The sequence below is a fragment of the Variovorax sp. LjRoot175 genome, from assembly GCF_964253805.1.
Lineage (GTDB): Bacteria > Pseudomonadota > Gammaproteobacteria > Burkholderiales > Burkholderiaceae_C > Variovorax.
The window spans coordinates 1,488,688-1,509,605 of record NZ_CAXURY020000002.1 but is presented as its reverse complement, the minus strand read 5'-3'; the positions used below and the strand labels follow the sequence as shown (position 1 = coordinate 1,509,605).

Genomic DNA, 20,918 nt, shown 5'->3' with positions numbered 1-20,918 from the left:
GGAGCAGCCGCTATTCAAATTCTGTTGATGAACCGGGAACCCCGATGCCGGGGTACGCAGGAACCGGGCCAGAGCGCGCAGTCGCCTCGACGGAGGGCCGCATCAAGGCGCGAGGAGGCCCCCCGCCAACCCCGCACGGATAAGTACCCCAATCGATAGGAAATTCTGATGGAAATTCGATTGAATTCCTCATTGGTCCATTCAAATTCGACACGTAAAATCTCCAACACGGCGCTGAGTAAAGGTGCCAAATTGAATCACTGGAACAGATGAATGACTGATTTAGGTCGACGTCCAGCGTCGGATCTGATTGGGCTGCTTGCTGACGGCGAAGTGTCTTCTCGAGAGATTGTCGGAGACTTTGTCTCCCGATATGAACTTTTCAATCCTGCGATTAGCGCCATCATCGAAATCGATGCCGATGCAGCGCTCAAAGCGGCGACGGAATCCGACCTGCGTCGCAAAGCAGGCGAGAGCCTGGGTCCGCTGGACGGGCTCCCGATCACCGTCAAAGACAACATCCATGTGCGAGGCCTGGGCGCCAGATGGGGCAGCCGGCTGTTCGCCGACCATCGTCCCGAGGTCGACGACATCGCGATCGAAAGACTGCGCGCCGGCGGCGCCAATCTGCTCGCGAAAACGAATACGCCAGAGTTTGCCCTTGCAGCGCACACCGACAACCTGTTGCACGGGCCGACCCGCAATCCCTGGCGTCTCGACCTCACACCGGGAGGGTCCAGCGGGGGCGCCGTGGCGGCGCTGGCGGCTGGTATCGGCCCATTGGCGATTGGCACTGACGCCGGCGGATCCATCCGGCGACCGGCGTCCTACGCCGGGGTCGTCGGGTTCCGTCCATCCACGGGGCGGATCCCGCGCGGTGCCGGGTTTCCGGCCCTTGCGATGGATTTTCAGGTCGTCGCTCCGGCTGCCCGCACTGTTGCGGACACCTATTCGATCTTCAGACTCATCGCCGGGCCCGATCCGCGAGATCGCAGCTCGCTTGCCTTCAACGACTACCCGTTGCCAATGCAATTGGCCGAAGGGCAACAAAGGCGTTTGCGTATTTGCTACGTGCCGGATGTCGAAGGATGCGCAGTGGACAGAGAGGTCCACGACCAAGTGCATGCGGCGGCCCTCACGTTCTCTGCGCTGGGACATCACGTTGAAAGCGGCGCAATGCCGTTCGTGCTTGCCGACATCGAACGCATCTGGTCCACGTTGACCGCTGTCAGCCTGGCGCGGGTGGTGGGCCTTTCCGCTGAGTCGCTGGCTCAGGTCTCTGCAAGTTCCAGGGCATCTGCGCAGCGCGGCGCAACGGTCAGCGCCCAGGAATATTCGGACGCGGTCGATGCCATTCAGAAAGTCAGACAGGGAGTCGACGCGTTCTTCTCCAGATTTGACGTCCTGCTCAGCCCCGCATCGGCCTCACTGCCATGGGCCATCGGACAGGCCTTTGCGGAAGTGATCGACGGACGGGAGGCCGGTCCTCGAAGCGCCGCCGTGTTCGCCACTTTCGTCAACGTTGCCGGCATACCGGCGATCAGTCTTCCCGCTGGTCGGGGGGCATCGAGACTCCCCATCGGGCTGCAGCTGGCGGGAGCCTTCGGACGCGACCTGCAGGTGCTGGGACTGGCCATGGAATACGAATCCGCGTCGCCGTGGCAGCTGCTGGCCGACACCTATTAAGGCCCCGTCTCCATCTTCCTCGAGGAAACCCAATGCCTGACATATCTCGTGCTTCGAAGACCAAACAGGTCGGAAAGCGTCTTGCCGTGCATGCCAAGCACTGGCTGCTTGGCGCGTCGCTCGGCCTCGGCTTGGGCGTATCGATGCCGGCCAGCGCGCAAGACTTTCCGAACAAGGCGATCCGGCTCGTCGTTCCCTATCCAGCGGGCGGAGCGACCGACGCGCTGGCACGCGTCCTGGCGCCAGAGCTGTCCAAGCTGCTTTCGCAAAACGTCTATGTGGAGAACAAGGGCGGTGGCGTCAGCATCATCGGCACCGACCTCGTCGCGACCGCCAAGCCCGACGGCTACACATTGTTGATGTCCGACCAGGCGCTGATGACCAATCCCGCCTTGCAACCCAAACTTCCCTATGACACGCTGAAAGACCTGCAGCCCGTGGCGTTGATCGGTCCCGCGCCGTCGGTGCTGGTTGTCAACCCCTCTGTTCCTGTGCACACGATCCAGGAACTCGTTGCGCTGGCCAAGGCCAAGCCTGGCGAGATGCAATACGCGTCGTCAGGTAATGGCACCTCTACGCACATCGCGGGCGAATTGCTGAAGCAGGTCGCCGGCATCCAGATGACACACGTCTCCTACAAGGGGGGCGGGCCGGCTCTGAATGATGTCCTGGCGGGTCATGTGCCCGTCTTGATCGCCAGCATCGGCCCCGCCGCGCCGCTGATCAAGGCTGGAAAACTCAGGGCGATCGAGGTCTCAAGCATCAAGCGCTCGCCGGTGCTGCCCAATGTTCCCACGCTGGCGGAGTCGGGCCTGGGCGCTGCCGCAATCCTTGGCTACTGGGGCGTGCTGGCGCCAGCAAAGACGCCACCGGCCGTCATCAGCACGCTCAACGGCGCCTTTAATAAAGCGATCCAGTTGCCGGACGTGCGACAACGACTTCTGGACCTGGGCATCGAGCCCACCGGGGGCACTGCAGAGCAGTTTCGAAGCATCTTGCAGACGGAAATTCCCCGAATGACGCGGATCGTCAAGTCCGCAAACATCACCATCGACTGACACGGCAGGGCGCGCGTTTCGACCCAAGGACATTGTTTTGAAAATCACTGAAATTCGTGAGGTCGCGATCCCTCTGAAATCCACGCTGCGCAACGCCGTCTATGACTTCAGCGAGATGACAACTTCGGTTGTCGCCGTGAAGACCGACGTGCTGCGCCATGGAAAACCGGTCATCGGCTATTCCTTCAACTCCACCGGCCGCTATGCATGCGGCGCGCAGATGCGAGACCGCCTGATTCCGCGCATTCTCGCGGCACCTGCCGAGAGCTTGCTGACCGACGATGGCAGCAACCTGAATGCGGAAAAAATCCTCGCACGGATGATGATGCGGGAGAAGCCTGGGGGCCATACCGAGCGATCCGTGCCGGTGGGAACGATCGAGGTCGCGGTCTGGGATGCCGTGGCCAAGATTGCCGATGAACCTCTGCACAGCGTGCTTGCCAAAAAGTACAACGCCGGCACGCTGCTGGAGCGGGTGCCCTGCTACGTAGGGGGAGGCTGGTACGCGCCCGGCAAGGGCATTCCCGAGCTTCTGGCCGAGATCAAGTCCCGCATGGACGAGGGCTACACCACCATGAAAATCAAAGTGGGTGGCGCGTCCGTTGCGGAAGACCTCCGGCGCATCGAAGCGGCGATCGAATTGCTGGGCGGGGGCCAACATCTCGCCGTCGATGCGAACGCGGGATTCACGCCCGAGCGCTGCGTCGAATACGCCAAAGCCTTGGCACCCTACGACCTTCGGTGGTTCGAGGAGCCCACTGATCCCGCGGACTTTGCGCTGCTCGCCGAAGTCGCAGGGTTCTATCCGGGTGCCATCGGCACCGGCGAGAACCTCTTCTCAACACAGGACATCCGGAATCTGGTGCTCTTCGGCGGGCTTCGTCCTGACCGGGACATCATCCAGATCGACGTACCGCAGTCGTACGGCATTGTCCAGTTTTCCAGAACCTTGGACATGCTAAGCAGACTGGGATGGTCGCGGGAATCCATTTTCCCCCACGGCGGCAACCTGATGACGCTGTCGATCGTGGCCGGCTTCGGCTTGGGGGGATGTGAAGCCTATCCCGACGTATTCGGCGTGTTTGCCGGCTTTGCCGATGACTCGAAAGTTGATGGCGGCATCTTGAGTCTGTCGGACCGTCCAGGCATCGGCTTCGAAGGCCAGAACGCGCTCTACGACGTCATGAAATCGATCTTCTAGCCGCGATTTACCCGCCATTTCGGCAACCACTTATTCAAGACCCCTGGACCCATGAACCGGCTTCTTCGCTTACTCTCCGTCACCAGCTTGGCGGTTCTTTCTCTCGCGCCCGCTCACGCGGACGACCTATATCCTTCCAAGCCGGTGCGCATCATTTCGCCCTACGCGGCCGGTGGCACCAACGATTTTCTGGCGCGGATGAGCAGCCTCATCCTGACGAACGCGTACGACAAGACCGCTGTGGTCGAGAACCGTCTTGGCGGCGGCGGCATCATCGGTTCGACCGTTGTGGCGCGCGCCAAGCCAGACGGCTACACACTTCTGCTCGGATCGATCTCGACCCACTCCATCGGTCCGATCGTCTACAGCAAGATGCCCTATGACGTGAACAAGGACTTCACGCCCATCTCCATCGTCGCGGAAGTTCCGATGCTGCTCGTCGTGCATCCTTCCGTGCCGGCAACCAACCTGGCGGAACTGCTGGCGTTGGTCCGCAGCCAGCCCGGCAAGTTGAACTACGCGTCGGCGGGTGCGGGAACGATCCCCCACATGACGGCTGAGTTGTTCAAGACCATGGCCAAGGTCGACATCACCCATGTTCCCTACAACGGCGATGCACCGGCGATGAACGACGTTGTCGGGGGACAGGTCCAGATGACTTTCGCCAACATGCCATCGGCCATCAATTTCGTGCGAAGCGGCAAGATGCGCGCCATTGCTGTCGCCAGCAAAACTCGCTCATCTGCCCTGCCTGACGTGCCGACGATCGCCGAGGCCGGCGTGCCTGGCTTTGATGTCACTGCCTGGTATGCACTTTTCGGCCCCGGCAACATGCCAGCCGCGCTGGTGTCGAACATCAACGCCGTCATCGCCAAAGGCGTGCGCGATCCAGACATGGCCGCAAAGATCAGAGCGCAGGGCGCCGAGCCTGTGGGCAATACGTCCGCCGATTTCGCCGCATTCATGGCGAAGGACCAGGCCAAGTGGAAAGCAACTGCCGCTGCAAGCGGTGTCAAGTTGGATTGACCCGAGCCGAAAGCCTCCTCCATGCTTCCTTCCCACAACCGCTTCAAGTACTCGGGCATCAAACAGCGCCCGGTGTTCAATTGGCCCGGCAACAAGCGGCTGGCCGTCTACATCGCGGTCAACATCGAACACTTTCCCTATGGCGTGCAGTGCGGCGTGGACCTCGACCGCCAGACGCAGCCATGGAGCCAGCGAAGCTGGCTCTGGCGTGAATACGGCAACCGCGTCGGGGCGTGGCGCCTCATTGACCTGTTCGATGAGCTGAATCTGCCGGTCGGCGTGATCGTGAATACGGAGAACTACGAGCACTGTCCCGAACTGATCGCCGCGCACCGCGAGCGCGGCGACGAGCTGATCGCACATGGCCGGTCTAACGCCGAACGCCAGATCGAGATGGACGAAGACACCGAGCGCGCGATGATCGCGGAAGTCACCACGCTCATGGAGAAGGCCGATGGCCGCCGGCCCCAAGGGTGGCTCAGCCCCTACCTCACACCGAGCCTGGTGACCACCGACCTGCTCGTGGAGGCGGGCTACTCGTATGTGCTTGACTGGGGCATCTGCGACGAGCAGCCGTTCTGGGTCGACACGCGCCGACAACCCATCCTTTCCGTGCCCTATCCGATCGAACTCAACGACCAGCCGGCCATTGCCTACCGGCACAACTCGGCTGCGGAATACTGCGACATGATCGTAGAGAACTTTGACGAAATGCTCCGGCGCTCGGCTGAGACACCGCTTGTGTGCGTGATCTCGCTGCACTCCTTCATCATGGGCCAGCCGTTCCGGCTGGCGCGCTTGCGCCGGGCGTTGCAGCACATCCTCGCACACAAGGACCAAGCGTGGATGACCTTGCCCGGCGAGCTGGTGCAGTACTACCGCAGCTTGCCGGCCGATCTGCAACTGGCCGCCAAATGAGCCGCATGACGCAAGATCTTTGCGGTACCCGCAGGGCAATAGGCGAGGGTTCGACGACTGCGATGGAGCAGATCGAAGAATCGATTGCGGCCGCGCAGTCGGCCGCATGCGCCGCCGCCTTTCTCAGCACGACGTTTGACGAAGCGCGTGCCGCGGCGGCGAATCCGACCGCGCAGCGGGCTCCACTGGCCGGCCTCGGCGTGTCCATCAAGGATTTGTTCGACGTGGCAGGGCAGCCCAGCCGCGCGGCGTCGCAGGTGCTCGCCGATACGGCACCCGCCGCGTGCGACTGTGTCGCGGTTGCACGCCTGCGCGCCGCCGGGGCAGCCTTCGTCGGGCGCACCAATATGTCGGAGTTCGCGTTCTCCGCCGTGGGCATCAATCCGCACTATGGCACGCCGGTCAATGCCTGCGATCCGGAGATTGCGCGCATTCCTGGCGGCTCGTCCTCGGGTGCGGCCGTCTCGGTGGCCGCAGGCGCCGCCTTCATCGGCCTGGGCTCGGACACGGGTGGATCCATCCGCACGCCCGCCGCCCTCAACGGCATCGTCGGCTTCAAGAGCACCGCGCGCCTTGTGCCACTGGATGGAACGGTCCCGCTGTCCCCCACACTGGACACCGTATGCGCCATGACGCGTTCCGTGCCCGATGCCATCCTGGCTCACGAGATTCTTTCAGGGCGCGTGGTGCCGCACAGCGCCGCACCGCTGGCCGCATACCGACTTGCCGTACCTCAGACCCTCATGCTCGATGGCCTCGACCTAGGCGTCGCACGGGCCTTCGAGGACACACTGGACACCTTGCGCAGGGCCGGCGCGCGCATCGAGTCCATTGCATTGCCCGAGATCCGGGATCTGGGCAGCCTTCAGTCCACCGGCGGTTTTGCGGCGGCGGAGAGCTACGCCTGGCACCGCGAATGGCTTGAGCGCCGCGAGGCCGACTATGACCCCCGCGTTGTTGCCCGCATCCGGCGCGGCGCTTCGATCACAGCCGAGAACTACATCGAACTCGTGCATGCCCGGCGCGGATGGATCACTGCAGTGGAAATGGCGCTGCAAGGCTTCGACGCGATGCTCTCCCCCACCGTGCCGATCGTCGCGCCTCCCATTGAAGACCTGCTGCCTGGTGCCGAGCGCGACGAGCAGTTCTTCCGCATCAATGCCCTGCTGGTACGCAACACAAGTGTGGTCAACATGCTCGACGGTTGCGCGCTCACCCTGCCGTGCCAGGCACCGGGGGAGTTGCCGGCCGGATTGATGGTCTGGCACGGCACGCTACGAGACGACAAGGTACTGAACGTTGCATTGCGCGTGGAGGAGTTGCTTGTCTGTCGATAGACATGGCAGCCAGGTGACATGACCGCGCGTAACTCGGACGGGCCCGCAATATCGCCTCAGTCTCTTTTACTCGGGCGTGATGCCGGCCGCTTTGGCGACTTTGCTCCATTTGTCCACCTCGTTCTTGAGGAAGCGGCCGAACTCTTCCGGCGTGTCGCCCACCGGCTCCAGCGCGAGTTCGGCGAACCGTTGCCGCACCGTGCTGGTCTTGAGGATGGCAACGAGCTCGCGGTTGAGCCGGTCGACGATCTCCTTCGGTGTACCGGGCCGGCGCGAAGATGCCGACCCAGGACTCATGTCGTATCCCGCAATGCCCGACTCGGCGATGGTCGGCGCACGGATGATGAGATTCGGCGCCAGCTGCTCGATCTGTGGCGCGTCATGCGCGAGTGCGTGCAGCGGGGCCTCACGCATGAGGGCGCATTGCCTGGTCCATTCAAGGTGCAACGCCGTGCGGCCTTGTTGTCGGCGCAACTCGAGGCGCGAGCCGAAGAAGGGGGGACGAGTGATCCCCTGTCGGTGATGGACTGGGTCAACGTCTATGCCTTCGCCGTGAATGAGGAAAACGCAGCAGGCGGTCGCGTGGTCACGGCTCCGACGAACGGCGCGGCGGGGGTCATTCCGTCGGTGCTGCACTACTACGACAAGTTCGTCGTCAACGCCAGCGACGATGGCGTTGTCGAGTTCTTGTTGACAGCTGCCGCGATCGGCATCCTCTACAAGCTCAATGCGTCGATCGCGGGTGCGGAAGTCGGATGCCAGGGCGAAGTAGGGGTTGCCTGTTCCATGGCGGCGGCGGGCTTGGCGGCTGTGATGGGCGGCACGGCCGAGCAGGTCGAGAATGCAGCGGAGATCGGAATGGAGCACAACCCGGGCTTTACCTGCGATCCCATCGGCGGGCTGGTACAGGTGCCTTGCATCGAGCGCAATGCCATGGGTGCCGTGAAGGCCATCAATGCCGCGCGCATGGCGCTACAGGGGGACGGCAGTCATGTGGTGAGCCTGGACAAGGTGATCAAGACCATGCGTGAAACCGGCGCCGACATGAAGACCAAGTACAAGGAAACCTCTCGCGGTGGACTGGCGGTGAACATTGTCGAATGCTGAAGAGATGAGCCAGTATTTGGTGACTCACCTTGAACACAGGACCGTTCAAGCGATGATCGAATGGCGGCGAGATCTGCATGCGCACCCGGAGCTGGCCTTCAACGAGCACCGTACTGCCGACCTGGTAGCAAGAGAACTCGCGGCCATGGGTGTTGACGTCTATCGTGGACTGGGTCGCACCGGAGTCGTTGGCACCATCGTGAATGGATCGGGGCGTGCCATCGGGCTTCGCGCCGACATGGATGCCTTGCCGGTGCATGAGCTCAGCGGCGTGCCGCACGCTTCGACGCACAGCGGCGTCATGCCGAATGCTCAGCGCGATGGACTCTGCCGTGGTGAGCGTCACGCAGGTTCATGGGGGTGACGCTTGGAACGTCATCCCTGACAGCGTGGTGATACGCGAAACGGTTCGATGCTTCGATCCTGCGGTTCAGGATCGAGTCGAGCATGCCTTGCGATCAATGAGCACTTCACTTGCCGCGGCCAACGGGGCAACTGCCAGCGTCGACTACATGCGCCGGTACCCTCCACCGTGAATAGCCACGCTGAGGTCGACAGTGCCATTGCAGCAGCCAGGGCGACTGCGGGTGCGAAAGGGGTTCGAGTTGGCGTGCATCCTTCCATGGCCTCCGAAGACTTCGCCTTCATGCTGCAGGCCAAGCCAGGTGCGTACATCTGGCTTGGTGCGGACAGCGACAAGCCGGGCGCCGCGCTACACAACCCGCACTACGACTTCAACGACGGCACCTCAAGATCGGCGCCTCCTACTGGATCTCGCTGGTGCAGGAGCTCCTTGGGGAGCGTCCGAGCGCGCAGTGAGTTTGGCTTGCTTCCACCTGTGCCGCACACCGCAAGACGCGCGCGTCTTCGAAGCGCGGCCCGACGATCTGTAGCCCCACCGGCAACCCGCGCACGAGACCGGCCGGGACCGAGCAGGCGGGCATGCCGCAGTAGTTGAAAAGCGGGGTGAATGCCGCATGGCCGCGCGGGCCGGCAGGGCTGCCACCGATCACCGCAGGGCCGAGCTGATCGATCGGCCATGCGGTCACCGGCGCGGTGGGGCAGAGCAACAGGTCGAAGCGCTCGAAGAAGCGCAGCAGGCTGGCGCCGATACGCTCCCTCAGACGAAGCGCTTGCGCCACGTCGCCAGGCGTGATCGCCGCGCCCGCATCGATCTGTGCGACGAGGTCGGGGTCGATGCGGTCACGCGCATCCGCGAGCCGATGGCCATAGAGCGCGTGCAGCCCGGCCTGCTGCAATGCAAGAAGCGGGTACTCGCGCGCTTCCGCGGGCCAGGCAGGGTCCGCGTCATCGATCTTCCATCCTGCGGCGCGCAGCGCATCCACCCGTTGCTGCAGCGTTTGCAGCACGTCCTCATCGACGGCGAAGTCGCAGCCGAGCCGCGGACTCCACGCGATGCGCAGGCTGGCCGGGAACGGCATCGCCAGTGCGTGCCCGGCTTGCAGCGCCACGGCAATCGGCACCGCGGCCGGATCGCCTGCGTCGTAAGCCAGCAGGTGGTCGTAGAGCCACGCGCAGTCGGCAACATTGCGCGCAAGCGCCCCGATCACGGATAGCCCGTAGTTCGGCTCCGGGAAGCCCCAGGGGTGGGGGATCAGCCCGGCACTCGGCTTGAGGCCGACCAGACCGCAGTGCGCCGCGGGTCGGCGCGTGGAGCCGCCCGCGTCGGTCCCCAGCGCGAGCAGGCCCAGGCTCGCGGCCAGGGCCGACGCCGCACCGCCGGACGAGCCGCCAGGGGTCAGCGACGGATCCATCGGATGGCGCGTGGCGCCATACAGCAGGTTGGAGCTCACGCCCTTGCAGGCGAATTCCGAACAGTTCGTGATGCCAAGCATGACGGCGCCATGGCTGCGCAGCCGCGCCACGGCCCAGCCGTCGCGAGGGGCCACGAAGCCGTCGAAGAGCCGCGAGCCCTGCGAGACGCGGCGCCCGCCGACCCAGAGGTTGTCCTTGACGGTGAAGGGCACGCCGGCCATCGGCAAGGCCTCGCCATCGGCCAGGCGGCGGTCGACCGCTTCAGCCTCTTCCAGTACCAGCCGTGCGTCGAACTGCACGATGGCGTTGAGCCCCGGGTTGAGCCGCTCGACCCGCGCGATGAAGAAGCGCGCGACCTCGGCTGCCTTCAGCGCGCCCGCGCAGACGCGGGCAGCCAGCTCGCGCGCGGTCCAGCTGGCCATCGTTCCTTCGCTCATGCCGTCCTCCCGAAGAGGCCGGCCAGCGCGGGCGAAACCCCGGCCACCGCGCGCCCGCCCGTGGGGGCGACGCTGCCCACCCGGGCCTTGGGCAGCCGTAGCGAGACCATGGCCAGCGCCAGTGCCACCGCGCAGCCCACGCCGTCGAGCAGCGGCACATCCATCTCGGGCTGCAGCGCCTCGGCCATCGAGGCCATCGCGGCGCCGGCCAGCAGCACCGCCTCCGCGCCGTCCCGCTCCACCAGCCGCCGCGCGCCTGCGAGCACGGCCTCGCGCACGGCATCCGGCATGTCGAAAGTCTGCTGCGGCGTGACGTCCAGCGCCTCGATGCCCGCGAGCCGCGAGGCCAGGCCATAGCAATCCGCCAGCTCGCGGTAGAGGGGCCCCATGCGCGCGCCATAGGTGAGCAGGCCGATGCGCGGCGCCACCGTCACGCCGGCCAGCAGGCCCGCCTCGGTCATGCCGATCACCGGCATGTCGAGCAGTTCGCGGCAGGCCCACAGGCCGGTGTCGAGCGACACACCCAGCACCACCGCATCGCAGCCGCCCGCATGCCGTGCCACGAGTTCGAGCACGCCGTGTTGCGCGAGCGCGTTCTCGGCCCGGGAGCCGATCACGCGCGGCCCGAAGTCGCCCGTGACCGCGAGCAACTCCGTGCCCGGCGCGGCACGTGCACGCGCCGCCGCCAGCACCGCGTCGGTCACGGCCTGCGTCATGTTCGGGTTGACCAGCAGCAGCCTCATCGCGCAGCTCCCGGTTCGACATTCGCCAGCCAATGCCGCGCGATCTGCTCGCGCGTGGCGCACCACACGCCTTCGCGCTGCCGGATGTGGGCCAGCAGCTTCGCCAGCCCCTGGATGCGCCCCGGCCGGCCGATGATGCGCGTGTGCAGGCCGACGGACATCATCCGCGGCGCGTCCTCCGATTCGCGCAGCAGGCATTCGAAGGCGTCGATGGCGTAGTCCGCGAAGTCGTCGCCGCGCACATAGGCAAAGCTGTCGAAAAAGCGCATGTCGTTGGTGTCGAAGGCGTAGGGCAGCACCAGGTGCGGCTTGCCTGCCACGGGCACGTAGTAGGGCAGGTCGTCGTTGTAGGCGTCGCTGTCGTAGAGGAAGCCGCCGTGCTCCACCAGTAGCCGGCGCGTGTTCACCGAAGCCGAGGACTTGGTGTGCCAGCCGACCGGCGCGCGGCCGTGCAGTCGGCGGATGCCTTCGGCGCTGCGGGCGATGCGTGCGCGTTCCTCGTCCTCGGCCATGCCGGCGTGCGATTCCCAGCGCCAGCCGTGGCAGCAGATCTCGAAGCCCTGCGCGCTGGCGTCGCCGGCCACCCAGGGCGTGGCTTCCAGCGCGCGGGCGCAGGCGTTGAGCGTGAGCGGAATGCCGTGCGCCATCAGCAGGCGCGTGACGCGCCAGTAGCCCACGCGCGCGCCGTACTCGAACTGGCTTTCCATGCACAGGTCGGGCGCGCCCACCACTTCGTGGTTGACTTCATGCCGGCTCTCGTTGCGCTCGTCGCCCGCGCTCAGCGCGAGCTCGGCGCCTTCCTCGATGTTGAGGACGAAGGAGACGGCCAGCCCGGCCCCGCCCGGCCAGCGCAGCGAAGGGTAGTTCCACCGATAGCCGGAGAAATCGCGTGCGCTGTTCATGCCGAGGCCCTGGCCCGTTGCCACAGCGCGACCGACGCTTTCTGCGCGTCGCGCAGGATCGTGTCGAGGTCGGCTTGCGTCGGCCGCCCCGATTCGACGACCTGTTCGCCATCGACCCACACATGCTCCACGTCACGGCCCTGCGCCACGTGGACCAGGTTGCCCACGGGGTTGATGCAGGGCACCAGGTGCGGACGCCGGAAGTCGAAAGCCACCATGTCCGCGCGCTTGCCCACTTCCAGCGAGCCGATCTCGTCGCCCAGGCCCATGGCGCGGGCGCCTTCGATGGTGGCCATGCGCAGCACGTCCGCCGGCTGCCAGAAGTCATCGACGCCGTCCTCCTGCAGCCGGCCGATCGCCAGCGCCCAGCGCAGCACCTCGACCATGTCGGCATGCATGTTGTCCGTGCCGAGCGTGAAGTTCGCGCCCGCGCGGCGCAGGGCGGAGGTGGGCGCGCGGGTTCCGCCCGTCGCATTGCCCTTGGGGATGTGGGCCACGTGGATGCCGGCGCGGCCGCAGCGGGCGATGTCGTCCGCGTCCAGGAACAGGCAGTGCGCGGCCAGCAGGCGGTCGTTGAGCAGGCCTGTCTCCTCCAGCAACTGCGGCGGCGTGCGACCGGAGCGGTGCAGCACCTGCACCACCTCCTTGCGGCTCTGGGCCAGGTGCGTGTTCACGCGCAGGCCGTGGCGGCGCGAGGCGTCCGCGATGTCGCGCAGCAGCGCGTCGGAGCAGGTGTCCGGCGCATGCGCCGATAGCTGCACGCCCGCGCGGCCGTCGAACTTGCCGTGCCAGCGCGCGGCGAGTTCGAGCGCCTCGCCCAAGGTGCGCTCGCCGATTTCGCGATGATGCTCCCAGCGGCCGTCGCCGATCAGCGAGAAGTCGGCGTCGTGGATGCGGCCGCAGCTGAAGACGCGGCCGCCGAGCGCCGCCATCGCGGGCAGCGTCAGGTCCGCATGCACATAGGTGTCGTTGATCAGCGTGGAGCCGAAGAGCAGCGCCTCCGCCGTGCCGAGCCGCGCCAGCGCCACGGCCTCTTCCGGCGTCACGTCGTGGCCGTGAGGGATGCCGGGGGTGTAGGCCGGCGCGAAGCCCAGGTCCTCGGCAACGCCGCGAACCATGGTGAGGATGGCGTGCGTGTGCACGTTGACGAAGCCCGGCGTCAGCACGCGGCCGGCCAGCGAGACGCGCCGCGCTGCCGTGGCACCGGGCGGGAGCTCGTCCGCCGGGCCGACCCAGGCGATGCGCCCGCCGGTCACGCCGAGCGCGCCGCGCTCGATGACGCGCATGCGCGCATCGACGGTGACGATCGTGAGTTCGGTGAGGAGAAGGTCGAATGCGCGGGTGCCTGTCATCGTGTCAGCCTATTCATGCAGGTGCGCCAGGAAGCGCCGCGTGCGCTCCATCTCCGGCGCATCGAAGATTTGCGAGGGAGAGCCTTGCTCCACCACCGCGCCGCCGTCCATGAAGACCACGCGGTCCGCCGTCGAGCGCGCGAAGCGCATCTCGTGCGTCACCGCGACCATGGTCATGCCGGCCTGCGCGAGCTCGCGCATCACGTCGACCACCTCGGTCACGAGCTCGGGGTCGAGCGCCGAGGTCGGCTCGTCGAAAAGGATCAGCTCCGGCCGCATCGCCAGTGCGCGCGCGATCGCGACGCGCTGCTGCTGCCCGCCGGAGAGCTGGGACGGGCGCTTGTCCAGGTGGTCCTGCAGGTGCACGCGCGCCAGCTCCTCGCGGGCGCTCTCGCGCGCCTCGGCCGGCGTGAGGCCCAGCACCCGGCGCGGACCCATCGCCACGTTCTCCAGCGCCGACAGGTGGGCGAAGAGGTTGAAGCGCTGGAACACGAAGCCGATGCGGCTGCGCTGGCGCGACAGCTCCGCCTCCGGCCGCGCCCGGCCCTGCGCATCGCGCCCGATGCTCTCGCCGCGCAGGCTGATGCGGCCGGTGTCGGGCGCCTCCAGCCAGTTGAGGCAGCGCAAGAAGGTGGTCTTGCCCGAGCCGGAGGGGCCGATGATCACCACGGTCTCCCCCTCGTTCACGCTCATCGACGCGTCGTGCAGCACCTGCCGCGCGCCGAAGCTCTTGCACAGGCCCGTGGCCTCGAGGATGGTTGTCACCATACGGGGAGCTTTCTTTCCAGCCAGCGCGACAGCCACGCGAGCAATGAAACGGTGAGGTAGTAGTACAGCGCGATCAGCACGAAGATCTCGAAGGGCGCGAAATGCACCGCGATCACCGCCTGGCCCGCGCGCGTGAGCTCGTAGACCGAGATCACCGACAGCAGCGCCGAGCCCTTGACCAGCGTGATCAGCTCGTTGGTCGCCGGCGGCACCACCGAGCGCAGCGATTGAGGCAGCAGCACGTGCAACAGGATCTGGTGGTGCCTGAGGCCGATGGAGCGCGCGGCCTCGGCCTGCCCCTTCTCGATGGAACCGAGCCCGGCGCGGAAGATCTCCGCCAGGAAGCCCGCCGCGTTGAGCGACAGCGCGATCACCCCGGCCCAGAACTCGGGCAGGTTCACGCCGATCACCGGCAGCGCGAAGTACACCAGAAAGATCTGGATCAAGAGCGGCGTGCCGCGGATGAAGTCCACGTACGCCCGCACGAACCAGCGCGCCGGCGCGAAGCGCGACATCGACGCCAGGCCGAGCACGCCGCCCAGCACCAGCCCGATCAGCATCGCGAGCGAGGAAATCTTCAGCGTCATGAGAAGCCCGGTCCCGAGCAGAGGGATGGACTTCTCGACAAGAACCCAGTCGAAGACCATGGCTCAGGCGAGCGAAGGCACGGCGTCGGGCAGCTCCATGCGGAAGCCGAACCACTTTTCCTGCAGCTTGTAAAGCGAGCCGTCGGCCTTCAGCCGGCGCAAGCCCGCATCGAGGAACTGCACGATCTCCGGGTCTTCCTTGCGCGCGGCGACGCCGGCCCAGTTGTCGCCGCCCATGCCCTTGACGATGGCGTACTTGCCCGGCGCATCCTTCAGCACCATCGCCAGGGTCGCGAGGGTGTTGAGCACGCCGTCGACGCGGTTCTGCGCGAGTGCGACGTAGGCCGAGGGATGGTCGTCGAAGGTGCGGACTTCCTTGAAGCCGGCGCCGCCCGCCTGCTTCAGGCTGGCGTTGATCTTCTCCTGCAGGATCTGGCCGGGCGAGCCCAGCTTGACGGCCACCACGCGGCCGTTGAGGTCCGACATGCCCTTGATCTTGCCCGCGTCGTTCGCGCGCACCAGCAGCGACTGCGAGGCCTCCGTGTAGGGGATGGAAAAGGCCACGCGCTCCAGCCGCTCCTTGGTGTAGCTCATCGAACTCATGACGGCGTCGAATTTCCTCGCGTAGAGCGAGGGAATCACGCCGGCCCAGGCGGTGTCGATGAAGTTCGGCCGCACGCCCAGCGGCTTGCACAGCAGCTCGGCCAGTTCCACGTCGTAGCCGACGATCCTGCCCTCCTGGCGGTAGGTGAAGGGCACGTAGGCCGCCTCGCAGCCGATGCGCAGCTCGCCGGAAGCCTTGATCTGCGCGAGGGTGGTCGCTTCGGCGGCGAGTGCGAGGCGGGGCAGCAGGGTGCTGGCGCCTGCAGCCAGCAGGAGTCGACGGGAGAGTTGGGACATGGAGGGTTCCTTGAGTTGAAGATGAGGAGGAGAAGGAAGAGAAGGAAGAGGGGCGCGCTGCTCAGGCCAGCCGCGCGGCATAGGTGTCGGCGGGGATGGCGGTGGCCAGCGAGCGGCGGTAGATGCCTTCGACCGCCGCGAGCACCGGCGCCACCGAGGCCTCGGCCTCGGTGTACTTGCCGGCGAGTGTGTGGAACTCGTGCTCGATCTCGCGCAGCAGTGCGGCTTCGTCGATGCGGGCGAGCGCGCCGCGCTCGATGGCGATCTCGCCGGCCACCATCGAGAAGTCCAGGCCCGCGCCGCGCTCCGCATACACGAGTTGGCGCACGGGGTCATTGAAGGGCGTGAAGGTGACGGTGTCGGTGCGGTAGGCCACCAGGTCCGCGATGGCGCCCACACGCAGCGAGCCCAGCGCCTCGCCGAAGCCGAGCGCCCGGCCGCCCGCCAGCGTGCCGGCATGCAGCGCCTCGTGCGCCGAGAGCCAGCGCGAGGGCTGGTCGCCCCGGAGCTTCGACACGGCGGCGGCGCTCCCCAGCACGTTGAGCATGTTGACCGTGACGGTCGAGCACGAGCCGTCCGAGCCCAGGCTCACATTGACGCCGGCGTCCAGCAGCTCGCGCACCGGCTGCACGCCCGAGCCCAGCAGCAGGTTGCTCCACGGGTTGTGCTGCGCAGTGGCGCCGCCGCGCGCGAGCGCGTCGATCTCGCGCGGATTGAGCCACACCGCGTGGATCAGGCTGGTGGCCGGCTTCAGGAAGCCGATACGGTCCAGGTACTCGACGATGGGGCAGCCGTAGAAGAGCTGCCCGGTCACGACCTGCATTCGCGTCTCCTGCACGTGCGTGATGACAGGCAGCGCGAGCTCGTCCGCCAGGCCGCGCACGGCCATCAGGAAGGCCTCCGTGCATCGCTGCGGCGCCGAGGCCGACACCAGCACGCCCACGCGCTGCTGCTGCGGATGGTGGTCCTTCGCGAGATTGCGCACCAGCGCCAGGCAGTCCTCCGGCGCCGGGCGCGGCGCGGCGCGAAGCTCGGCTGCGAGCGCGGGCGGGAAGTGCGCCTCCACGTAGGGAAAGTTGTCCACGATGGGCTTGTCCATCATCGCGAAGCCGAGCAGCGCGCGGATGCCCGCGTCCTCGTAGGCCTGCAGCACCGCGTCGATGCGTTCGCGGTCGATCGCGGCGCCCAGCGCCATGTCGTCGACCAGCGTGGTGCAACCGGTGCGCAGGCTCTCGATGGCGCCGATCATCGTGCGCAGGTACACCTGGCGCGGCGTGAGCGCGACCGGGATGCGCGTGCGCACGAGGTGCATCCAGAGCTCCAGCGGCAGGTTCTCGGTGCGTCCGCGCTGGAAGTGCTCGTGCGAATGCTGGTGGCCGTTGACCAGGCCAGGCACCAGCAGGCGGTGCGAGAGATCGACGACGGTGTCCGCACCGCCCAGCGTGCCGGCGGGCGCGATGGCCGCGATGCGCTCGCCCTCGACGAGCACATCGAGCGGCTGCGGGTCGAAGGACAGCGTGTCGCCCAGCAGCGCGGTGGCGTTGCGCAGCAGGGTTCGTTTCTTGCTCATCTGGAAGCTCCTGAATCGCACGGAGAAAGATCGCCATGAACGGCATGACGGAAGACGAAGCCGACCTGTGCTGGATGCGGATGGCACTGGCCGAAGCCCGCGAAGCCCACGCCCGCGGCGACTGGCCCACCGGCGCCGTGCTGGTGAAGGACGCCCGCCTGCTCGCGCGCGGCCAGAACCGCCAGAACACGCAGGGCGACCTCACGGCCCACGCAGAGCCCGACGCGTTGCGCGCGGCCTTCGCGGTGCACGGCCCGCAGGCGGCGCAGGGCGCGACGCTCTACTGCACCATGGAGCCGTGCCCCATGTGCGCCGGCGCATTGAAGCTGGCCGGCGTGCACCGCCTGGTGCTGGCGCTGCGCCATTCGCGCATGCAGCGCAGCGACCTCGGCGGCTACTCCATCGAGGCCTTCTGCGCGATGACCGGCTACGTGCTGGAACTGCGCGACGGCATCCTGGAGGAGGACTACCTCGCGCTGCGATTGCGCTGGGGCGGTGACGCGCATCACCGGAAATGACGCGAGATGCCGGCCACGCGTTCCAGCACCACCATCAGCACCATCGTCGCCGCGATCAGCACGCCCGACACGGCGGCGGCGCGCACGTCGAGGTTGGATTCGATGATGTGCCACATGCGGATCGGCAGCACCTCGCTGCGCGCGTCCGACAGGAAGAGCGACACCGCCACGTTGTCGAAGGAGTACATGAAGCCGATGAAGGCGCCGGCCGCGATGCCGCGCGCGATGAGCGGCAGCGTCACCGTGCGGAACACGTAGAAGGGCGAGGCGCCCAGCGAATGCGCGCTCTCCAGCAGGCTGCCGTCCATCTGCAGCAGGCTGGCCGAGGTGGTGCGCAGGATGTAGGGCGTGGTGATCGCGATGTGGCCGATGACCAGCGTCCAGAAGGAGAGCCCGGAGCCCGCGAGGTTGAAGAGCATCAGCAGCGAGAGCCCGATGGCCAGCGATGGCAGCATCAGTGGCGACAGCAGCACCGATTCGAAGGCGCGCGCCCAGGCCTCGCGCCGCCGCGCCAGCGCCAGCGCCGCGGCGACCGCGAGCACGATGGACACGGCCGTCGCGATGAAGGCCAGCTCCAGCGACAGCAAGAAGGCCTCGATGAGTTCCGGCGATTCGTTCCACAGCGCCATGTACCAGCGGCTGGAATAGCCCGGCGGCGGGAACTTGAGCGAATAGCCGCTGGTGAAGGAAGTGACCAGCACCACCACCGTCGGCGCCAGCAGCAGCACGGCCGCGAGCACGCCCAGCGTGCCGAACACGGCCCAGAAGGAGCGCCGGTCCAGCGCGCCCGAGGCGGATTCGGGAGCGGCGCGTGAAGGCACCGCGGGCGGCACCAGCGTTCCGGAGACGAATTCTTCAGGCATGGACGAACCCCCGGCTGCGGCGCCCGAGCGCGTTGATGGCGACCACCACCGCGAGCACGAACACCAGCAGCAGCATGGCGACCGCGGCGGCGAAGGGGTAGTTGTTGGCCTGGATGGCCTGCTGGTACATGTAGTAGGGCATGAACATCTGCTGCCCGCCGCCCACCAGCGTCTGCGTGACGAAGGCGCTCACGCTGGAGGCGAAGACCAGCAGCGATCCGGCGAGGAGCCCCGGCATCGACAGCGGCAGCGTCACCTGCACGAAGGTGCGCCAGTGGCCTGCGCCAAGCGCCAGCGAGGCCTGGCGCAGGTTCGGGTCGATGTTCATCAGCGCGGTGATGAGCGGCAGCACCATCAGCGGCAGCTCGATCTGCGCCAGTGCCACCGCCACCGCGCCCTGCGTGTAGAGCAGCTTCACCGGCTCCGCGATCAGGCCGAGGTCCAGCAGGGCGGTGTTGACGATGCCCTGCCGCCCGAGGATCACGACCCAGGCGAAGGTGCGCACCACCGAGCTGGTGAGCAGCGGCAGGATGATCAGCAGCATCAGCGGCCCCTGCCAGCGGCCCGGCACCTGGGTATAGAGGTAGGCGAGCGGAAAGCCGATCAAGAGGCTCAGCGCCGTCACCTCGAGCCCCAGCCACAGCGTGCTGCCGAGCACACCGAGGTTGAAGCCGTCGGTGAGGAACTTGGCGTATTGGCCGATCCCAGCCTGCGTCATCGCGGTATCGTTGTGCAGGCTCACGTAGGCGAGCAGCAGCATCGGCGCCAGCACGAAGACGGCGAAGAAGATGCCGAGCGGCAGGCTCAGCGGGAGGGATGGCGAGGACGAAGGGGCGGAAGCGGCCATCGTCGTCAACCCGCGAAGACACCAGCTGGCGAGCCCGCCCGGAGGCTCAGGCCCACGCGGTCGCCGGCCGCGTAGCGCGGCAGTTCGGCATTGCGCGGCTGCGTGACCTTCACCGTCTTGCCGTTGGCCAGCAGCAGTTCGTAGACCAGCGAGGGGCCGAGCGGCAGCACCATTTCCACCGTGGCGGGCAGCGCGGCCTCGGATGGCGCGGCCAGGCTCAGGTGCTCCGGCCGCGCGGCGACCACCACGGCGCCGGCGCGCGAGCAGGGCGAGGCGCGGTCCAGCAGCAGGGCGCCGCCGCCTTCGCAGGCGACGGGCCAGCCTTCGTTCGCGCGCGGCCCGAGCCGGCCGCCCAGCAGGTTCGCGGTGCCGATGAAGGTGGCGACGAAGAGCGTGGCCGGCCGGTCGTAGATGGCCTCGGGCGTGTCGAACTGCTCGACCCGGCCCGCGTTCATCACCGCGATGCGGTCGGCCATGGACATCGCCTCTTCCTGGTCGTGCGTGACCAGCACGGTGGTAATGCCCAGCTCGCGCTGGATGCGCTTGATCTCGATCTGCATGTCCAGCCGCAGGTTCTTGTCCAGCGCGGCGAAGGGTTCGTCCAGCAGCAGCACGCGCGGCTTCACGGCCAGCGTGCGCGCCAGGGCCACGCGCTGCTGCTGGCCGCCGGAGAGCTCGCGCGGGTAGCGCTTGCCGTAGTCGCTCATGCGCACCATGGCCAGCATCTCGATGGCGGTGACGTTGGCCCGGTGGGCCGGCACGCCGCGCGCCCGCAGGCCATAGGCCACGTTGGCCGCCACCGTCATGTGCGGGAAGAGGGCGTAGTTCTGGAAGACGATGCCGGCGCCGCGCTCGTTGGTCGGCAGGGCATCCACCACGTCGCCGCTGATGCGCACCGCACCGCCCGTCTGGCGCAGCAGGCCGGAGACGATGCGCAGCAGCGTGGTCTTGCCGCAGCCGCTCGGGCCCAGCAGGGCGACCAGTTCACCGGCGCGGATCTGCAGCGACACCGACTCGACCGCCGTCGATCCGGCATAGCGGTGATGGATCTGGTCGAGAACGACGTCGACGCCGGGTGCCCGGTCGGTAGCTTGCATGCGTTGTTGCCCCTTGTTGGCAGGCGCCGGGATGCGCCGCGATGCCTGCAGCGACTCAAGAAACGTGCCACGCGCGGAGAACCGTGCTCGATCCGCCTCGTTGATGGACACAAACGGGAGAAAGATTGGACACAATCACAAATCATGTTGTGCACAAAAAGGTGCGCAGCGGACCATGTTGGCGCGCGGCGGCGCACCGTCGTGGTGGGCGTGTGGAGCTCGGTG

Annotated in this window: 19 protein-coding genes and 3 pseudogenes; 10 read left to right on the top strand and 12 right to left on the bottom strand. The window is 66.9% G+C overall.

What is annotated here, in order from left to right; genetic code table 11:
- Window positions 1-273 precede the first annotated feature (273 nt).
- From ACSQ89_RS37720 to ACSQ89_RS37695, 6 genes are read left to right on the top strand one after another with little or no spacing between them, the layout of a single operon-like run.
- The gene (locus ACSQ89_RS37720) at window positions 274-1,686 is read left to right on the top strand and encodes an amidase (RefSeq protein WP_436297233.1); all 1,413 of its coding nucleotides are present in this window, start codon (window positions 274-276) and stop codon (window positions 1,684-1,686) included.
- A 32-nt stretch (window positions 1,687-1,718) separates the two neighbouring features.
- Window positions 1,719-2,744, top strand: coding sequence for a tripartite tricarboxylate transporter substrate binding protein (locus ACSQ89_RS37715; RefSeq protein WP_436297232.1), 1,026 nt, complete (start codon window positions 1,719-1,721; stop codon window positions 2,742-2,744).
- A gap of 37 nt (window positions 2,745-2,781) precedes the next feature.
- A complete protein-coding gene (locus ACSQ89_RS37710) occupies window positions 2,782-3,945 on the top strand; it encodes an enolase C-terminal domain-like protein (protein ID WP_436297231.1) in 1,164 nt (387 codons plus the stop codon).
- Between the two features lie 51 nt (window positions 3,946-3,996).
- Complete coding sequence (locus ACSQ89_RS37705) at window positions 3,997-4,971, top strand: Bug family tripartite tricarboxylate transporter substrate binding protein (RefSeq protein WP_436297230.1); 975 nt, start codon at window positions 3,997-3,999, stop codon at window positions 4,969-4,971.
- A 21-nt stretch (window positions 4,972-4,992) separates the two neighbouring features.
- Complete coding sequence (locus ACSQ89_RS37700; protein WP_436297229.1) at window positions 4,993-5,889, top strand: polysaccharide deacetylase family protein; 897 nt, start codon at window positions 4,993-4,995, stop codon at window positions 5,887-5,889.
- A gap of 5 nt (window positions 5,890-5,894) precedes the next feature.
- Window positions 5,895-7,226: an amidase gene (locus ACSQ89_RS37695; RefSeq protein WP_436297292.1), complete on the top strand. Its 1,332-nt coding sequence runs from the start codon at window positions 5,895-5,897 to the stop codon at window positions 7,224-7,226.
- 66 nt (window positions 7,227-7,292) lie between these two features.
- Here the strand turns inward: ACSQ89_RS37695 and ACSQ89_RS37690 are convergent, their stop codons facing one another.
- Complete coding sequence (locus tag ACSQ89_RS37690; protein ID WP_436297293.1) at window positions 7,293-7,640, bottom strand: Bug family tripartite tricarboxylate transporter substrate binding protein; 348 nt, start codon at window positions 7,638-7,640, stop codon at window positions 7,293-7,295.
- On the opposite strand from ACSQ89_RS37690, the pseudogene ACSQ89_RS37685 reads away from it, so the two are divergent.
- From ACSQ89_RS37685 to ACSQ89_RS37675, 3 pseudogenes are all read left to right on the top strand, one after another.
- Window positions 7,578-8,333 (top strand): annotated as a pseudogene (locus tag ACSQ89_RS37685) (L-serine ammonia-lyase); the annotation flags it as partial. The gene ACSQ89_RS37690 and the pseudogene ACSQ89_RS37685 sit on opposite strands and share 63 nt — an antisense overlap.
- 4 nt (window positions 8,334-8,337) lie before the next feature.
- A pseudogene (locus ACSQ89_RS37680) lies at window positions 8,338-8,658 on the top strand (amidohydrolase); the annotation flags it as partial.
- Window positions 8,659-8,745: 87 nt separating this feature from the next.
- A pseudogene (locus ACSQ89_RS37675) lies at window positions 8,746-9,015 on the top strand (M20/M25/M40 family metallo-hydrolase); the annotation flags it as partial.
- Window positions 9,016-9,097: 82 nt separating this feature from the next.
- On the opposite strand, the gene ACSQ89_RS37670 reads toward ACSQ89_RS37675, so the two are convergent.
- The 8 genes from ACSQ89_RS37670 to ACSQ89_RS37635 all read right to left on the bottom strand — a co-directional run bounded on the left by ACSQ89_RS37670 (window position 9,098) and on the right by ACSQ89_RS37635 (window position 17,368).
- Complete coding sequence (locus ACSQ89_RS37670; RefSeq protein ID WP_436297228.1) at window positions 9,098-10,546, bottom strand: amidase; 1,449 nt, start codon at window positions 10,544-10,546, stop codon at window positions 9,098-9,100.
- Window positions 10,543-11,289, bottom strand: coding sequence for an aspartate/glutamate racemase family protein (locus ACSQ89_RS37665; protein WP_436297227.1), 747 nt, complete (start codon window positions 11,287-11,289; stop codon window positions 10,543-10,545). The genes ACSQ89_RS37670 and ACSQ89_RS37665 overlap by 4 nt, the downstream gene beginning before the upstream one ends.
- Entirely contained in the window at window positions 11,286-12,191 is a 906-nt protein-coding gene (locus ACSQ89_RS37660) for a polysaccharide deacetylase family protein (protein ID WP_436297226.1), read from the bottom strand. Before ACSQ89_RS37660 ends, ACSQ89_RS37665 begins: the two co-directional genes overlap by 4 nt.
- Window positions 12,188-13,543: an amidohydrolase family protein gene (locus tag ACSQ89_RS37655; RefSeq protein WP_436297225.1), complete on the bottom strand. Its 1,356-nt coding sequence runs from the start codon at window positions 13,541-13,543 to the stop codon at window positions 12,188-12,190. Before ACSQ89_RS37655 ends, ACSQ89_RS37660 begins: the two co-directional genes overlap by 4 nt.
- A gap of 9 nt (window positions 13,544-13,552) precedes the next feature.
- Window positions 13,553-14,311: an amino acid ABC transporter ATP-binding protein gene (locus tag ACSQ89_RS37650; RefSeq protein WP_436297224.1), complete on the bottom strand. Its 759-nt coding sequence runs from the start codon at window positions 14,309-14,311 to the stop codon at window positions 13,553-13,555.
- Window positions 14,305-14,958, bottom strand: coding sequence for an amino acid ABC transporter permease (locus ACSQ89_RS37645; protein ID WP_436297223.1), 654 nt, complete (start codon window positions 14,956-14,958; stop codon window positions 14,305-14,307). The genes ACSQ89_RS37650 and ACSQ89_RS37645 overlap by 7 nt, the downstream gene beginning before the upstream one ends.
- 3 nt (window positions 14,959-14,961) lie before the next feature.
- Window positions 14,962-15,798, bottom strand: coding sequence for a transporter substrate-binding domain-containing protein (locus ACSQ89_RS37640; protein ID WP_436297222.1), 837 nt, complete (start codon window positions 15,796-15,798; stop codon window positions 14,962-14,964).
- 61 nt (window positions 15,799-15,859) lie between these two features.
- Window positions 15,860-17,368 carry an amidohydrolase family protein gene (locus tag ACSQ89_RS37635; RefSeq protein ID WP_436297221.1) on the bottom strand — a complete coding sequence of 503 codons (1,509 nt, stop codon included), beginning with the start codon at window positions 17,366-17,368 and terminating at the stop codon, window positions 15,860-15,862.
- Window positions 17,369-17,403: 35 nt separating this feature from the next.
- On the opposite strand from ACSQ89_RS37635, the gene ACSQ89_RS37630 reads away from it, so the two are divergent.
- A complete protein-coding gene (locus ACSQ89_RS37630; protein WP_436297220.1) occupies window positions 17,404-17,886 on the top strand; it encodes a nucleoside deaminase in 483 nt (160 codons plus the stop codon).
- On the opposite strand, the gene ACSQ89_RS37625 is transcribed toward ACSQ89_RS37630, so the two are convergent.
- The 3 genes from ACSQ89_RS37625 to ACSQ89_RS37615 are packed head-to-tail and all read right to left on the bottom strand — an operon-like array spanning window position 17,874 to window position 20,693.
- Entirely contained in the window at window positions 17,874-18,749 is an 876-nt protein-coding gene (locus ACSQ89_RS37625; RefSeq protein WP_436297219.1) for an ABC transporter permease, read from the bottom strand. The two genes, ACSQ89_RS37630 and ACSQ89_RS37625, sit on opposite strands and share 13 nt — an antisense overlap.
- Complete coding sequence (locus tag ACSQ89_RS37620; protein WP_436297218.1) at window positions 18,742-19,596, bottom strand: ABC transporter permease; 855 nt, start codon at window positions 19,594-19,596, stop codon at window positions 18,742-18,744. Before ACSQ89_RS37620 ends, ACSQ89_RS37625 begins: the two co-directional genes overlap by 8 nt.
- Window positions 19,597-19,601: 5 nt before the next feature.
- Window positions 19,602-20,693: an ABC transporter ATP-binding protein gene (locus tag ACSQ89_RS37615; RefSeq protein ID WP_436297217.1), complete on the bottom strand. Its 1,092-nt coding sequence runs from the start codon at window positions 20,691-20,693 to the stop codon at window positions 19,602-19,604.
- Window positions 20,694-20,918 lie beyond the last annotated feature (225 nt).